Genomic DNA, 16,087 nt, shown 5'->3' with positions numbered 1-16,087 from the left:
AAACATGGGAAATTTCAAAAAACTTATTTTGCATACTTCGTCACATGGGTTCCAAGCCAGCCAATTGTCGCTACTTCAACCGATTGCCGCCACTCTGCAGAAGAAAACGTATGGTCAGCCCCTGCAACATCAACTCGTTTGAGGTTACTTCCATCAAGTGCTGCAACCCCTACTGAATCTGCCCGAATAGCTTCGATGAATTCCTTGGCAGTGAAATCGTCACCACTCAGTATCAGCAGGACTTGTCCCTGAAATTCCTTTAGCGCCCGCATCATTCTTTTCTGGAACGAGAGTGTCACACCAGCACTGGTTGAACCTGTGGCCTGTCGTGCAAGCACAAAGCTGGTTAAAAAACAGCCTAGCGCCCGGCCAATACCGAGTTTCCCGGTTAGCAGCTTGCGCCAGAACTCGACCTCCAGCAGACGTTGACCGTAATAATGTTTGATATGTGTCCTGGCGAGTGTCGCTTCGGAGCGCACCCAAGGGTTGAGCAGAACAATCCCTGTGATCCGAGAGTCATGCGTAGCATCCCAATATAGGAGGCTCGCCGATGCGGCATCGCACAAACCCCAAAGAACCACACTAATTACGTTCGGGCACTTTTGTTGGAATGCTCCAATGGCAGCTGAGATGTTGTCATTCAATGCTTCAAAATTTTCCAATGCGCCGGTGCTATCCCCCATGCCAGAATGATCAAATCGCATTACGGGGTAACCGGCAATTGCCAAGGCGCGGGAAAGCAACAGAAATTGTCGATGACTACCAGCCCGATATTGTGGTCCGCCGACGACAACGAGAACCCCTGTTTTATTTGGCTGTTCAGGCGTGGCAACAATGCCGAGCAACTCATCACCAGCACAGGGAAAGACGATCGCCTGTTCAATGAAATTCATGTCAATAACGCCAGCGCCGCCTGCGTAGCGGCAAGGAGTTCCGGGGCATCTTCGATTTCACTGGTCTGCCAGAAGGCTGGACCGCGAACTACCTTTGCATGTACTGCATACCCAGCCATCAACCAGTGTTCGATCCGCGTTTGCGAAACAGGAGCAAGCGTTGCATCGTCGCGCATCGATGTCTCAAGCCAAATGACCTGCCTAGCTCCGCAGGCTGGCGGTTCAAGTTCAGCTGCCTCCAGGCCTTCAGCCAAGGCGGGAGAAACCGTGTAACCAGCGATTTCGACAGGTTCGCCAGCAGCGAGTTGACGGCACAATTGTTCGGTGATGCCCTTTGCCGTCCCGGAGGCCAGTTCACCCGCCATTTTCAAACGCATGAACTGCTGCCAGTGCAGCTTGCCCGAAATAGCCGGTTGCCAGAAGATGAAATTTGCCTTTTCCGGAAGATCGACCGCAGCACTGGCCGCCAGTAGGCATCCTCCACGCAACCCCCAGAGCGTCAGTGGTACCTGGGTTTGCGTACGCAGCCAACGATAGGCCAGTAATACATTTTCTTTCCAGACCGACCAAGTTGCATCAGAAAAATCACCTGCACTATCACCGCAGCCGAGCAAATCGATCTGCAACACGGCGAACCCGGCCGCGGCCATGGCGCGCGATTGAAGTGCAGCCATACGGCGCGCCTTGTTCATTTCCTCGGCGAAAGGGTGCAGATAAATGACTGCACCACGCACCACACCAACATCAGGAGGAGGGTGATAGAGGCAAAAACATTGCCCCCTTTCACTAGGAAGAAAGAAGGGCTGCACGACTGACTCTCGGACCTAGCTGGCCAGCTTGCCTTCGACGAATTCGATCAATGAGCCGACCGTCGCAAAGGTGCTGCCTTCAATTTCGTCGTCGTCAACCATAAAACCGAAACGCTCCTCAAAACCGGTAATCAAGGCAACAACGGCCATCGAATCAAGTTCTGGAATTGCACCAAGAAGCGGTGTATTTGCAGAAAACTCTGCGGAACGACCGTTTAAACTGAGGATTTCATCCAGAAGGGAGAGCACTTCCTTTTTGGTATTCAAGCCTTGCTCCTACGACAACAGAATGGTGATGTCGCATTATAGGGGGAGAATGCCGATTCGGCTGTAAGATACTCCACGGTGTCATACCCTGTCTTATGCTAGACCTCCTAACCATGCGAAATTCTACGCTTTTACCCGAATTGATTTCCTTGGCGGCAGAGCGCAATTCGGTAGCGCCCGCGCTGACCTATAACAAAACAACACTCAACTATGGCGAATTGCACGAAGCAGTCACCCGTTTCGCCAGCGGCTTGCTCAGCCTTGGCCTACAGCGTGGCGAGCGCGTCGCCATCTATCTTGAAAAACGCTTTGAGACAGTGATCGCCAGTTTCGGCGCTCCAGCAGCCGGCGGGGTTTTTGTGCCACTGAATCCACTGCTAAAAGCCGAACAGGTTGGTTACATTCTGCGCGACTGCAATGTTCGCATGCTCGTCACTTCACCTGAGCGTCTGACATTACTGCAGGAAACGCTACCGGCTTGCCACGACCTTCGCCATGTGGTTTTGCTCGATTCTGTCGTCTCCCCGCCGGTGATCAGCGGACTAAATACTATTCAATGGAGCAATCTGTTTAATGCGCCGCCTGCAAATGGTCATCGGGTAATCGATACCGATATGCTAGGCATCTTGTACACCTCTGGCAGCACAGGCAAACCCAAAGGGGTCGTTCTTTCGCACCGAAACATGGTGGCAGGCGCCAAGAGCGTAGCGAGTTATCTAGAAAACCACGCCGGCGACACACTGCTAGCGGCCCTACCATTGTCTTTTGATGCAGGCTTCAGCCAGCTAACGACGGCCTTCTACGTCGGAGCTCGGGTTGTTCTGCTCAATTACCTGCTCCCCAGAGATGTGATCAAGGCAATTGAGCAGGAAAAGATTACCGGCCTGACAGCCGTTCCGCCACTGTACATCCAGCTAACGCAGACAAATTGGCCCGAGGGCATCACCGAACACTTGCGCTATTTCGCCAATACCGGTGGACGCATGCCACGCGAAACGCTGGTGACACTGCGCCAACATCTGCCCAAAACCAAGCCGTTCCTGATGTATGGCCTGACCGAGGCATTCCGTTCAACATTTTTGCCTCCAGCAGAGGTCGATCGCAGACCCGACTCGATCGGCAAGGCGATTCCCAATGCGGAAATTTTGGTGCTACGCGAAGACGGTTCCCCTTGCGGGCCAAACGAGCCGGGCGAATTGGTACATCGAGGCGCCTTGGTCGGCATGGGCTACTGGAATGATCCGGAAAAGACAGCTGAGCGCTACAAGCCCTTACCAGTCCATGCGCCGGGTCGCGAAGCAGGTCTGGTTCTGCCGGAAATCGCTGTATTCTCGGGCGACACTGTTCGCATGGACGAAGACGGTTTCCTCTACTTCATTGGTCGACGCGACGAAATGATGAAAACTTCCGGCTACCGTGTTAGCCCAACCGAAGTGGAAGAAGTCCTTTACGCCACGAAACTGGTTGGTGAATGCGTCGCCTTTGGGGTGGACGATGACCGCATGGGGCATGCCATTCAAGTCATCGCGACACCGCCAGCAGGCAAGGCGCTTGACGTTAACGCCCTGCTCGCCGAATGCCGTGCACGCATGCCGGCCTACATGGTGCCCAGCGGAATCGATGTTCGCGAAGGCCCATTGCCGCGCAACCCAAATGGGAAAATTGACCGAAAAACGCTGTCGACCGCATGGGTTGAGCTAAAAAACCTCTGAGGCGCCCTTTGCAAGAGCCGAGAATGACAACACCAATCCCCTCTACGCCTATCCATACAACAATGAATCAATTTGTCGCGGTCGGCGATGAATTGCTGGTCGGTGGCTTACCAATATCGCAACTGGCTGAGCGGGTTGGGCAGACGCCGTTCTATGCGTATGACCGAGGCTTGCTGCATTCACGTGTTACCGAATTACGTTCTGCGCTACCAGATGGCGTAAAACTCCACTACGCGATGAAAGCCAACCCAATGCCTGCGGTCGTTGGCTTCATGGCGGGACTAGTCGACGGTATTGACGTGGCCTCTGCCGGAGAATTAAAGGTCGCACTGGATGCAGGCACAGACCCGCATGAAATCAGCTTTGCCGGCCCGGGAAAACGAAGTTCAGAGCTACACCAGGCCGTAGCGGCTGGCGTGCTGATCAACATTGAGTCATTTCGCGAAGTCAGTATCCTGGCGGGCATTTCGCTGAAACTTGGACTTCCAGCCCGGGTTGCTGTGCGCGTCAATCCGGACTTCGAACTCAAGGGTTCCGGCATGAAGATGGGCGGCGGCCCCAAGCAGTTCGGTGTTGATGCCGAACTCGTGCCAGAATTACTGGCAAAAATCGGTGAATACAAACTGGCGTTCGAGGGATTCCATCTATTTGCCGGCTCGCAAAACCTCAAGGCAGAATCCATTTGTGAGGCACAGCAGAAATCCTATGAATTGGCCCTCGTACTATCGCGCCATGCCCCGTCACCTGTCAGTTTCCTGAACCTTGGTGGCGGATTCGGCATCCCCTACTTCCCTGGCGAAAAACGACTCGATCTGGTACCGATCAGGCAAAATCTCGAACAACTAGCGAATCGAGCCAGACAAGACTTTCCTGATGCATCACTAGTCATCGAACTGGGTCGCTACCTTGTCGGCGAGGCTGGGATTTATGTCTCCAGGATTGTTGACCGCAAGATTTCACGTGGACAGACCTTTCTGGTCGTTGATGGCGGCTTAAACCATCACCTCTCTGCATCGGGCAACTTCGGGCAGGTCATCAGAAAAAACTACCCTGTAGCGATTGGTAATCGCATGAATACAAAGAGCACAGAAACAGCCACCGTCGTCGGTCCGCTGTGTACTCCGCTGGACCTTCTTGCAGACCGCATGACACTGGCAGTAGCAAAACCTGATGATCTCGTCGTAGTATTCCAATCTGGCGCCTACGGGGCCAGTGCCAGCCCACATCGCTTTTTGGGGCATCCTGAAGTTATCGAGGTATTGATCTAGCGGCATATTGATATCCCAACCCCGCCTTGCCAGACAACCACCTCTGGAATTCGATACAATACGACAATGCATTTGGTCTGAATTCACTTACTCCGGATTGACCAAAGCACCATACGTTATCGCTATGAGGTTACAAGTAGCTGCCTTTAACACTATCAGTAACTACATCACAATAACTCAGAAATTTTTTTATTTTTGCTACTAAATCATGGTCGCGAAAAACAAATTTCGTTGCATAGACTCGTAGTCAATGTGAAATAGTGCACAGGCAAGATACGCCAAAGTCAATATTATTCATATTGTGTAAAAATAAAACACATGAATTTCCTTCCGGAGGTCATGAGCTAGCTTGGTGGCAAAAAGTTTGGGGGCATGAACATCATGATCAGGCTGTTTAATCACTGGTTTACTTGGCGCAGCATCGCCGGAATGCTGTTCGATTTCTCGTTCCTGATCGTCAGCCTGGTAATTACACTGATGTGGATAAAAAGTGGCCTTCCGGTCAACCTGAAACAGGTCGTGGTTTATGCCATTCTGTTCGGCCTCGCGATGCTAGCTATCAACGCCCTGCTGGGTCTCTATCAACGTGCCTCTATTCGCCCCTTTGTCGAGACTCGTGCCCGCGCCGTGCTCTCCATTTACCTGTCGATTCCGATTGCCTATGCCCTCTATGCAGTGCTCCCCATTTCTGCGGTCAACCGTGATTTGATCCATCTCTCCGCAATGTCTGCAGTCTTCGGCATGCTTGTGACTCGTGTCAGTGCGGTTCATGCACCCGCCGCCAAGATGCTGCGCCGGCGTATTCTAGTGTTCGGCACAGGACACCAGGCATTGGCTATCAAGAAAGCCCTTGATCATTCAGACCCCTCAGCCGAGATCATTGGCTTCTTCCCCGGATCCAATGAAGATCAGCCATTGGTATTACCAAGCATGACTTTTAGCCGGGAAAACTCACTAACGGACACGGCTCGCAATTTAAAGGCAGATGAAATTGTCGTTGCGCTCAGTGAACGCCGTGGCGGGTCCATGCCCTTACGCGAACTCCTCGATTGCAAGCTGCAAGGTGTTAGGGTTCTGGATCTTGCGAGTCATTTTGAACAAACACTTGGCCAAATCCGCCTCGATTCCCTCTATGCGGGCTGGCTCATTTTTGGCGATGGGTTCTGCCAGGGAACATTCAGAACTGTCGTCAAACGACTTTTTGATATTATCAGCGCTCTCATCCTGATTGTATTAGCACTCCCAGTCATGCTCATAGCAGCCATCCTGATTGTATTTGAGGATGGTTTTCCCCTGCTTTATCGGCAGGAACGTGTTGGCCTTAACGGACGTCTGTTCAATGTCATCAAATTTCGCAGTATGCGACGTGATGCCGAAAAGGACGGAAAACCGATCTGGGCGCAAGCACAGGATAATCGTGCGACCCGCATTGGCCAGATCATCCGCAAACTTCGGATTGATGAACTCCCCCAATTGTTTAGTGTATTAAAGGGGGACATGAGTCTGGTCGGTCCCCGTCCAGAACGCCCTTTCTTTGTCGATCAACTGACCAAGGAAATCCCGTTTTATGCGGTTCGACACAGTGTAAAACCTGGTGTAACCGGCTGGGCACAGGTACGCTATCACTACGGCGCGACAGTAGAAGATTCAGCAGAAAAGCTCCAGTACGATCTTTATTACGTAAAGAATCACTCCCTGTTCTTGGATATGGTGGTTCTCTTCGAAACCGTGGGTGTCGTGCTCACAGGCAAGGGCGCTCACTAATCTCCAGTGTCACGCTGCCCCGTGACTTAAGAAGCCCTGCATGAATATCACAAGTGCGTCCCTGATTGCTTGGAGCTTCGGTCTCGCTGCCTTCGGATATCTGTCGCTTTCAACCTACCTTTTTTCGTTTGGCAGGGAATGGCGATCCACTATCCGCGCCAAACGAATGGTCATTGCCGCCATTCTGTCGACGGTATGGGCGTTGAGCAGTCTGCTATACGCCCTTAACAGCCAAGCGGTACTACTCGTCTTTTCGTCGCTGGCCGACGTCATCAGGTATGGTGCCTGGTATTTCTTTTTGATTACCCTGCTCGAGCCAACCGGCAACTCGGAATTGCGGCCGCTACTCCCCCCTTGGTTGCCTACGAGCTGCTGGTCCCTGGTAGTGGCTGGGGTTCTCCTTCAGTTTTCGCTTCCTCTGAGCTGGATTTCGCCTCAGGAATGGTTGCGCGCGCTGATCCTCCATGGATTGGCGGAAGCGGTCATTGCTCTGGTGCTTCTCGAACAGTTATTCAGAACTGTATCTGAAGATTCCCGGTGGAACGTGAAACCGCTCTGCCTTGCTTTACTCTTCCAGTTCGCCTTCGACGTTTATCTGTTCTCGGATGCGATGATGTTCAACCGTATCGATAGTGACGTACTGACGGTCCGTGGTTTTGTTCATGTGATGACCATTCCCCTTCTGATGCTCACTACCGAACGAAGCCGGGACTGGACTTCGAAGATCCGCCTCTCCCAAAAAGCCGCATTCCACTCGGCCACGTTGCTTTTTGCCGGGCTATACCTGCTATTCATGGCCGGCGTTGGCTACTATGTGCGTTATTTCGGTGGCGAGTGGGGTCGCGCATTCCAACTGGCGCTCATATTCGCTGCAATGCTTCTATTGGGTGTACTGCTGGTTTCCGGCTCGATGCGCGCGAAAATAAAAGTTCTGGTAGGTAAGCATTTTTTTCGCTACCGCTACGACTATCGAGAGGAATGGCTGCGTTTCACCCAAACACTGACTTTGCAAGAATCCCCACAAACCATGGGGCAGCAGGTCATTCGCGGCCTTGCAAATATGGTGGAGAGTCCCGCTGGCACCCTATGGCTAAGGGGAACAGTCCATGAGACGTATCGACAAAACGCACGCTGGAATCTCCCGGAATGCGTTGCTGAAGAGCACCAGAACTCCTCACTCTGCCGCTTTCTACTCTCCAGCGGTTGGGTCATCAATCTGGAGGAGTATCGCTGCTTCCCGGCTCGCTACAGTGATTTGGAAATTCCAGCTTGGCTGTCAGAACTTCCAAATGCATGGTTGATCATTCCGTTGATGGCTGGCAATGAAATGCATGGTTATGTCGTTCTTGCAAGTTCACGCACACCAATTAATGTCAATTGGGAAGTCAATGATCTACTGCGCACGGCTGGTTGCCAGGCTGCGAGTTTTCTCGCCAGGATGCAGGCGACCGAGGCTTTGCTCGAAGTCCGAAAATTTGACGCTTTCAACAAAATGTCAGCTTTCGTGGTTCACGATTTGAAGAATATCGTTACCCAACTTTCCCTGATGCTAAAGAATGCGGAACGCCACCGCGACAATCCGGAGTTTCAGCAAGATATGCTGATGACCGTTGACCACGCCGTCGAACGCATGCGCCAATTGATGATGCAGTTGCGTGAGGGCGCCGCTCCCCCGGGTGGGATTTGCGGTGTTAATCTTGCAGACGTCATTCAACGTATTCAAAAGGATAAAATGAATCAGGGAAGATTGATCGAAATACGCGTGCAGGATCGATTAATCGCTCGGGGACACGAAGAGCGACTGGAGAGGGTCATTGGCCACCTTGTTCAGAATGCACTAGATGCCTCAGCACCCGCCGGCAAAGTCTGGGCTTCTGTCAAACGCCACAACGACAAGGCTGCTATCGAAGTTGGTGATACAGGGCATGGCATGACTCAAGAATTCATCCGTGACCGGTTATTCAAGCCATTTCAAAGCACCAAGGAAGCCGGAATGGGGATCGGCGCCTACGAAAGCGCACAATATATCCGTGAATTAGGTGGAGAAATGCTGGTTGATAGCGAGCCAGGCAAGGGCACATGCATTACGGTCACCCTCCCCTTGTTTATCATTCGTACCGAATCTGATCTACGAGAGCGAGAAGCTATATGAGCACCGAGAAACCTCGCTCGCTACTGATTGTCGAAGACGACCTCGCTCTGCAAAAGCAACTCCGCTGGTCATTTGACCAATTTGAGACCTTGACCGCAGCAGATCGTGAAAGCGCCCTAGCGCAGATCCACCGTCACAGCCCGGCAGTCGTCACCATGGATTTAGGCTTGCCGCCGGATGCAGATTCAGTTTCTGAGGGCTTCCGTTTACTGGAGCAGATTCTAGCTGCTTCCCCTGATACAAAAGTGATCGTTCTGACAGGCCAGAATGACCGGATCAACGCACTGAGGGCAATTGCCCTCGGCGCCTACGATTTCTTTGCCAAGCCCTTTGAACCGGAACTGCTGGCACTGACCATAGATCGAGCCTTTCGACTACATGACCTCCAGCAAGAAAACCGTCGTTTACATGCTGCACAGCACCCTCCGGCACTCGCCGGCTTGCTGACGCGCGATGCCGGTATGCAACGGGTCTGCCGCACAATTGAGAAAGTCGCCAACAGCAGTGCAACGGTTCTCCTTCTGGGCGAAAGCGGCACAGGCAAGGAACTGTTAGCGCGCGGTTTGCATGAGTCGTCCCCGCGCCGTACGGAGCGTTTCGTCGCCATCAATTGCGCCGCTATTCCGGAGAATCTGCTAGAAAGCGAATTATTCGGTTACGAGAAAGGCGCGTTCACAGGTGCCGGAAAAACCACACCGGGGAAAATTGAAACAGCAAACGGTGGCACGCTGATGCTCGACGAGATAGGTGACCTACCTTTGCCACTGCAGGCCAAGTTATTACGTTTTCTACAGGAGCGTGTTGTCGAGCGACTAGGTGGCCGCCAGGAAATCGCTGTTGACGTCCGCATCGTCTGCGCTACGCACCAAGATCTGAAATCGCAGATCGGCAATGGTGGGTTCCGTGAGGACCTGTATTACCGACTGGCTGAAATCGTCGTCCCGATCCCACCATTGCGCGAACGCCGGGGTGATCCGGCATTAATGGCCCACGCGTTCGTGCACAAATTTGCAGACGAACAAAAACGCGGCAAGATGACCCTGAGCGAGGAGGCTGTTCGTGCCATAGAAGCTCATCAATGGCCGGGCAACGTACGCGAACTGGAAAACTGCATCAAGCGCGCCGTCATCATGGCCGATGGTTCTCGAATAACCCGTGACGACATCGGCTTGGAAACAGAAAACGCTGGTGAGGTTGAATTCATTGATCTGCGAAAAGTACGCGATGAAGCGGAACGTCAGGCGATCGTCACTGCCTTGGGCCGCGCCAACGACAACCTCCTTAGAACGGCGGAAATTCTGGGTATCAGCCGGCCGACGCTGTACGACTTGATGCATCGTCTTGGCTTGAAGTAGTCACTCTCTTATGAAGAATACAACCATGAAAATGTCCCGTTCAATATTCCCGACCGTTATTTCAACTGCGCTACTTACTCTGATGCTTGGCGCCTGCAGCGGCGACTCTACGGAAAAACTCATCGCATCCAGCAGGGACTATCTGGCTAAAAAAGACACTAAGGCTGCCGTCATTCAGCTAAAAAACGCCTTGCAGAAAAACCCCAACCTCGCAGAAGCCCGTTTCTTATTGGGCTCAGCGCTTCTCGAAAGTGGTGATGTTGCCGGCGCTGAGGTGGAATTGCGCAAAGCCCTGGAACTCAAGTATTCCGCCGATGCCACTGTGCCCACGTTGGCTCGCGCCATGCTGGCTGGTGGACAAGCCAAAAAACTGGTTGATGAGTTTGGCAAAACAAAACTCTCCACCGGTGAATCATTGGCGGCGCTAAACACCACCCTCGGTTCAGCTTATACTGCTCTCGGCAAGCCTGAAGTTGCCAAAGAACTGCTTGCGGAAGCTCTCACAGCCCAGCCTGACTATGTCCCTGCACGCCTCGCGGATATAAGGCAGACGGTAGCGAATAAGGATATTGCTGGCGCTCGATCCAAGCTTGGTGCTCTATTGACCCAACATCCGAGCAATCCTGATGCACTGCTAATGCAAGGCAACTTGTTGGGTATTGATGGAGATGCCGAGGGGGCGCTCGCGCAATATCAAAAAGCAATCCAAGCCAAACCGGATTTTATGCCGGCTCATTCAGCTGTCATTACCTCGCTGCTCCGGGCCAACAAGGTTGAGGATGCTGCCAAACAACTTGAAGTACTCAAGAAAATCAACTCGAAGAATCCCCAAGTCTATTTCCTTGACGCCGAGGTCAACTACCAGCGGAAAGACTACAAAACTGCACGTGAATCAGCGCAACAACTTCTCAGGAACTCGCCCAACAATCCGAACAGCCTCCAGATTGCTGGCGCTATCGAGTATCAATTACGCTCCTACCAGCAGGCCGAGACTTACCTCACCAAAGCGTTGCAAACAGCACCCGGGTTGCCGCTAGCAAGGCGCCTGCTGGTTGCCAGTCACCTGCGATCGGGTCAGCCCGGCAAGGCAATTGAGGCCCTGCAACCTGTCCTTACCCGTATCGATCAGGATTCGGCACTGTTGACGCTGGCCGGAGAAGCCTATTTGCAGAATGGGGAACCAAACAAGGCTACTGAGTATTTCGCCAAGGCCAGTAAACTGGAGCCCGAAAATGCCGCAAAAAAGACGTCACTCGCCCTCGCGCACATGGCCCAAGGAAACTCTGAAAATGCCTTCCAGGAACTTGAACAAATTTCCGTTGCAGACAAAGGCATAACAGCCGATTTGGCACTAATTGCCGCCTACCTGCGTAACAATCAGCTTGACAATGCTATCAAGGCCATTGACGGCCTTGAAAAGAAGCAACCCAATAACCCGGCAACCCACAACCTGCGTGCCCGCGCCTTGCTTGCCAAGAAGAACATAGCCGGGGCTCGTCAAAGCTTCGAAAAAGCTCTATCGATTGACCCAACCTTCTTTCCGGCAGTTGCCAGCCTGGCGACACTGGATCTTCTTGAAAAAAAGCCAGAGGAAGCCCGCAAGCGCTTTGAGTCTGTCATCACAGCCGACCCAAAGAACACGCAAGCCCTAATCGCCCTTGCGGAACTGAAAGCAGGCAGTGGCGGCACAGAGGAAGAGGTATCTTCCTTAATTAGAAAAGCAATCAGTGCAAACCCAAGCGAAGCTGCGCCGCGACTTACCCTTATCCAGTATTACCTCAAGATTAAGGATAATAAAAAGGCATTGACTGCAGCCAATGAGGCTGCCAGCGCCATTCAGGACAAGCCGGAGATTCTCGACGCGTTGGGACGCACTCAGCAACTGTCTGGTGACCTCAATCAAGCACAGATAACCTATGGAAAACTAGCCTTCCTTCAACCCGCCTCCCCCCTTCCCCTGCTCCGCATGGCGGAAATCGAGTTCGCAAACAAGAATAAGGGTGAAGGCGTCAAAAACCTCAAGAAAGCACTTGAGATCAAGCCTGACATTCTGGAGGCCCAGCGTTCGCTGATCATGGTCGCTATGGAATACAAGAATACCCAAAATGCGCTCGACATCGCTCGGACAATACAAAAACAACGCCCCAAGGAAACTGTTGGCTACGTTCTAGAAGGTGACATTCATGCTTTTGGCAAAGCTTGGCCCGAAGCAATCAATACTTTCCGCAACGGTCTGAAACAAGTCGCCTCACCAGAACTTGCAATCAAGTTGCATGGCTCTCTGACCGCATCCGGAAATACTATCGAAGCCGAAAAGACAGCGACAGCGTGGCTTAAGGAGCATCCGAAAGATCTCACATTCCGGATGTATGTGGGCGACCTAGCTTCCGGACAAAAGAACTATTCACTGGCAGTTAGTCACTATCAGGCAGCTTCGACCCTTCAACCCAACAATGCCCTCATTCTCAATAACCTGGCTTGGGCATCGGGGCAACTCAAAGCACCGAAGGCACTTGAATATGCGGAGAAAGCCAATCAGCTCGCGCCGAATCAACCGGCATTCATGGATACGTTGGCCATGTTGTTGGTCGAAAAGGGGGAAACCGCCAAGGCTGTCGACTTACTCAGGAAAGCCGTAACAGCTGCGCCTCAGGCCAGTGCGATTAAGCTCAATCTTGCCAAGGCTCTCATTGCTGCCGGCAAGAAGGATGAGGCTCGCAAGGAACTAGAAGCTTTGGCAAAAATTGGCAACACATTTCCAGGCCAAGCTGAGGTCGGTCAATTGCTGAAATCCCTTTGAGATTCGATTTCGGAACCAACTTTTAGATAGATACAGGAATAAAAATGACGACAATTGCTGTAGTAGGCTTGGGCTATGTCGGTTTGCCGCTCGCCGTTGAGTTTGGCAAGAAATACCGAACGATCGGCTTTGACCTCTCCCAGGTAAAAATTGACAGTTACAAGCGCCATATCGACCCGACTGGCGAAGTCAGCACGGAAGACCTCAAGGCAGCGACACAATTAATCGTATCAACAGATGCAAGTGCTCTGCGCGAAGCTGACTTTGTCATCGTCGCCGTACCGACGCCAGTCGACGACGCACACCAGCCAGATTTCAGCCCGCTTGTCGGCTCATCAACCACCGTTGGTCGGAATCTGAAACAGGGTGCCATCGTAGTTTACGAATCGACGGTATACCCAGGTGCCACAGAAGAAGTCTGTATTCCGATTCTTGAAAAGGAATCCGGCAAGACTTGGAAAAAAGATTTTTTTGTAGGTTACTCTCCTGAGCGCATCAACCCAGGTGACAAGGAACGTACCGTCACCAAGATCGTCAAGGTGGTTTCCGGCGACACGCCTGCGACACTGGTCAAGGTGCAGGAAATTTACGGCAGCGTGATCACGGCGGGGGTCTTTCCAGCCTCCAACATCAAGGTTGCCGAGGCGGCCAAGGTCATTGAGAATACCCAACGTGACCTTAATATAGCTCTGATGAACGAACTCGCCATCATTTTCGACAAGATCGGCATCGACACGCTGGAGGTTTTGCAGGCGGCCGGCACCAAGTGGAATTTTCTTCCCTTTCGCCCCGGCTTGGTCGGCGGTCACTGTATCGGCGTCGACCCCTACTATCTGACGCACAAGGCACAGAAGCTTGGCTATCACCCTGAGGTTATTCTAGCCGGTAGGCGCATCAATGACGGGATGGGCAAGTTTGTCGCGGAGCAGACCATCAAGATGCTTGTTCGTGCAGGCCACCCGATCAAAGATTGCCCGATCATAGTACTTGGCCTGACATTCAAGGAAGACTGCCCGGATCTTCGTAACTCCCGAGTCATCGATGTCATTAGAGAACTTGAATCCTACGGTGCTAAAGTGGTGGTGCATGACCCGGTGGCCGATGCAACCGAGGCACAACACGAGTACGGTGTCGACCTAGTAGACTGGGACAAACTACCGGAGGCCGCCGCTGTAGTCGCTGCTGTCAATCACAAACAGTACAAAGCACTAACAACTGCTGAGTTCGTGTCTAAACTGAAAAGAGGCGGTGTCATTACCGACGTCAAGAGCATGCTTGATCTCAACGCTTTTGCCGAAGCAGGCGTTGAGGTTTGGCGTTTATAAGGAGTGGTGATGAAGCGCTCAAGGATTCCCCTCCATAGGCATCGCCCTTGGGTGCTTTGCGCTTTGCTTGCAACCAGCGTATTTTGCAAATCGGCAACAGCTGAGACTGCCAATATAAAAGATTTCGCTGCAGCCTTACGCTCTGAAGCAAAATTATTTGAGCACGGTAGCGGCATTCCCCGTAACCCAACAAAAGCAATTGAACTTTATTGCGAAGCTGCCCGACTTGGAGACACAGGGGCTCAATACGACCTCGGATGGATGTATGCCATGGGCCGCGGCATTGAACGTGACGACGCAACCGCTGCATATTTTTTTGCGATGGCCGCCCGGCAGGGAGATGCCTTGGCCAAACGCATGTTGCGTCAAGTTGGCACACCGGTAGCCGAGCCCCCGGACTGTCTGTCAGATCCGGATGCCCATGACAAAGAAGGCCAAGATATCCTTGCCAAGGCTCCCCCTGAACATCGCAAGGTCATGGATCTTGTCTTGAAACTAGCTCCCGAATACGGGGTTTATCCGCGCTTGGCTATGGCAATTATTCGCGCCGAATCCAATTTCAACCCCGGCGCGATTTCACCTAAAAATGCCCAAGGACTAATGCAATTAATCCCCGAAACCGCCGAACGCTTCAACGTCAAGAAACCCTTCGACCCTGAACAAAATATCCGCGGCGGGCTTTCCTACCTGCGCTGGTTGCTAGCCTATTTTCAGGGAAATGTTCCCTTGGTTGCAGCCGCCTATAACGCAGGAGAAGGGACAGTGAACCGATATTCCGGCATCCCCCCTTATGCGGAAACACGAGGTTACGTAAAGCGCATCCGAGAGATATTCAAGCGTGACGACCATCCGTTTGATGCCAAGATTACAGCGCCATCGCCTGAGCTTCCAAAGATCATTTCCAGCAGGACGATGTGAGACCGATAAAAATTATTTTTGTTATATTTTGCATTGTTTTTGGATGTACTTGCCCCCAAGTGGCGTTTGCAGACCTTCCAAATACAATCGAGAAGGTAAAACCATCGATCGTTGCCGTAGGCACATTCAAGAAAACCAGCAGCCCGCAATTCGTTCTTCGGGGAACAGGTTTTGTTGTCGGAGACGGCAACCACATTGCAACCAATGCTCACGTGGTTCCTGAAAAATTTTCTCCTGATGATCCCATACTAGTGGTCCAAGTTCGTGGCGATCAGGGCACGTTACAACTCCGTCGCGCGCTGCTTACCAAACAAGACGTAGAACACGACCTCGCTGTATTAACTATAGAGGGAGCATCGCTACCAGCGCTTCCCATGGCCAACTCCGATTTTGTACGGGAAGGCCAGCAAGTGACATTTACTGGTTTTCCCATTGGAGGTGCGCTCGGCTTCTCTCCTGTAACTCATCGCGGTATCGTTTCTTCCATCACTCCCATCGCGCTCCCCAGCGGAAATGTGCGACAACTCAACGAAAAATTGATCCATAGATTAAAAAATGGTGTTTTCAACATATTTCAACTGGATGCGACTGCCTACCCTGGCAACAGTGGTAGCCCTGTTTTCAATCCAGAAACCGGCGATGTCATTGGAATAATCAATATGGTATTCATCAAAAGCACCCGAGAGGCCGCTCTAAGTACCCCGTCCGGTATTACATACGCGATACCAGTGAACTTTCTCACAGAACTTCTTAGACAGTCAGCCATTCGATAGAAAAAGACCTACCATTGATATATTAATTCGAAGTTTAAACATCAATTTACG

12 protein-coding genes are annotated in these 16,087 nt (G+C 52.1%); 9 read left to right on the top strand and 3 right to left on the bottom strand.

What is annotated here, in order from left to right; all coding sequences use genetic code 11:
- Window positions 1–23 precede the first annotated feature (23 nt).
- The 3 genes from KI613_RS09570 to KI613_RS09560 are packed head-to-tail and all read right to left on the bottom strand — an operon-like array spanning window position 24 to window position 1,969.
- On the bottom strand, window positions 24–893 hold the full coding sequence (locus tag KI613_RS09570) for a hydrolase 1, exosortase A system-associated (RefSeq protein ID WP_226405280.1): 870 nt from the start codon (window positions 891–893) through the stop codon (window positions 24–26).
- Window positions 890–1,702 carry a hydrolase 2, exosortase A system-associated gene (locus KI613_RS09565; RefSeq protein ID WP_226405279.1) on the bottom strand — a complete coding sequence of 271 codons (813 nt, stop codon included), beginning with the start codon at window positions 1,700–1,702 and terminating at the stop codon, window positions 890–892. Before KI613_RS09565 ends, KI613_RS09570 begins: the two co-directional genes overlap by 4 nt.
- 15 nt (window positions 1,703–1,717) lie before the next feature.
- A complete protein-coding gene (locus KI613_RS09560) occupies window positions 1,718–1,969 on the bottom strand; it encodes an acyl carrier protein (RefSeq protein ID WP_226405277.1) in 252 nt (83 codons plus the stop codon).
- A gap of 113 nt (window positions 1,970–2,082) precedes the next feature.
- On the opposite strand from KI613_RS09560, the gene KI613_RS09555 reads away from it, so the two are divergent.
- From KI613_RS09555 to KI613_RS09515, 9 genes are all read left to right on the top strand, one after another.
- Window positions 2,083–3,681 (top strand): acyl-CoA ligase (AMP-forming), exosortase A system-associated, encoded by a 1,599-nt coding sequence (locus KI613_RS09555; protein WP_226405275.1) that lies wholly within the window; start codon window positions 2,083–2,085, stop codon window positions 3,679–3,681.
- 23 nt (window positions 3,682–3,704) lie between these two features.
- Window positions 3,705–4,949 (top strand): pyridoxal-dependent decarboxylase, exosortase A system-associated, encoded by a 1,245-nt coding sequence (locus tag KI613_RS09550; protein WP_226405273.1) that lies wholly within the window; start codon window positions 3,705–3,707, stop codon window positions 4,947–4,949.
- Window positions 4,950–5,321: 372 nt separating this feature from the next.
- The gene (locus KI613_RS09545; protein WP_310494254.1) at window positions 5,322–6,713 is read left to right on the top strand and encodes a TIGR03013 family XrtA/PEP-CTERM system glycosyltransferase; all 1,392 of its coding nucleotides are present in this window, start codon (window positions 5,322–5,324) and stop codon (window positions 6,711–6,713) included.
- A gap of 40 nt (window positions 6,714–6,753) precedes the next feature.
- Window positions 6,754–8,865 carry an XrtA/PEP-CTERM system histidine kinase PrsK gene (gene prsK / locus KI613_RS09540; protein WP_226405271.1) on the top strand — a complete coding sequence of 704 codons (2,112 nt, stop codon included), beginning with the start codon at window positions 6,754–6,756 and terminating at the stop codon, window positions 8,863–8,865.
- The gene (gene prsR / locus KI613_RS09535; protein ID WP_226405269.1) at window positions 8,862–10,220 is read left to right on the top strand and encodes a PEP-CTERM-box response regulator transcription factor; all 1,359 of its coding nucleotides are present in this window, start codon (window positions 8,862–8,864) and stop codon (window positions 10,218–10,220) included. The genes prsK and prsR overlap by 4 nt, the downstream gene beginning before the upstream one ends.
- Window positions 10,221–10,245: 25 nt before the next feature.
- The gene (prsT, locus tag KI613_RS09530) at window positions 10,246–13,020 is read left to right on the top strand and encodes an XrtA/PEP-CTERM system TPR-repeat protein PrsT (RefSeq protein ID WP_226405268.1); all 2,775 of its coding nucleotides are present in this window, start codon (window positions 10,246–10,248) and stop codon (window positions 13,018–13,020) included.
- A 44-nt stretch (window positions 13,021–13,064) separates the two neighbouring features.
- A complete protein-coding gene (locus KI613_RS09525; protein ID WP_226405266.1) occupies window positions 13,065–14,345 on the top strand; it encodes a nucleotide sugar dehydrogenase in 1,281 nt (426 codons plus the stop codon).
- Window positions 14,346–14,354: 9 nt separating this feature from the next.
- Window positions 14,355–15,263 carry a transglycosylase SLT domain-containing protein gene (locus KI613_RS09520; protein ID WP_226405264.1) on the top strand — a complete coding sequence of 303 codons (909 nt, stop codon included), beginning with the start codon at window positions 14,355–14,357 and terminating at the stop codon, window positions 15,261–15,263.
- Entirely contained in the window at window positions 15,260–16,036 is a 777-nt protein-coding gene (locus tag KI613_RS09515; protein WP_226405262.1) for a S1 family peptidase, read from the top strand. Before KI613_RS09520 ends, KI613_RS09515 begins: the two co-directional genes overlap by 4 nt.
- Window positions 16,037–16,087 lie beyond the last annotated feature (51 nt).

Origin of the sequence: Ferribacterium limneticum, from assembly GCF_020510585.1 — a bacterium.
Classification (GTDB): Bacteria; Pseudomonadota; Gammaproteobacteria; order Burkholderiales; family Rhodocyclaceae; genus Azonexus.
Note: the sequence above shows the minus strand (reverse complement) of the source record. Positions and strands in the feature narration are given on the sequence as shown.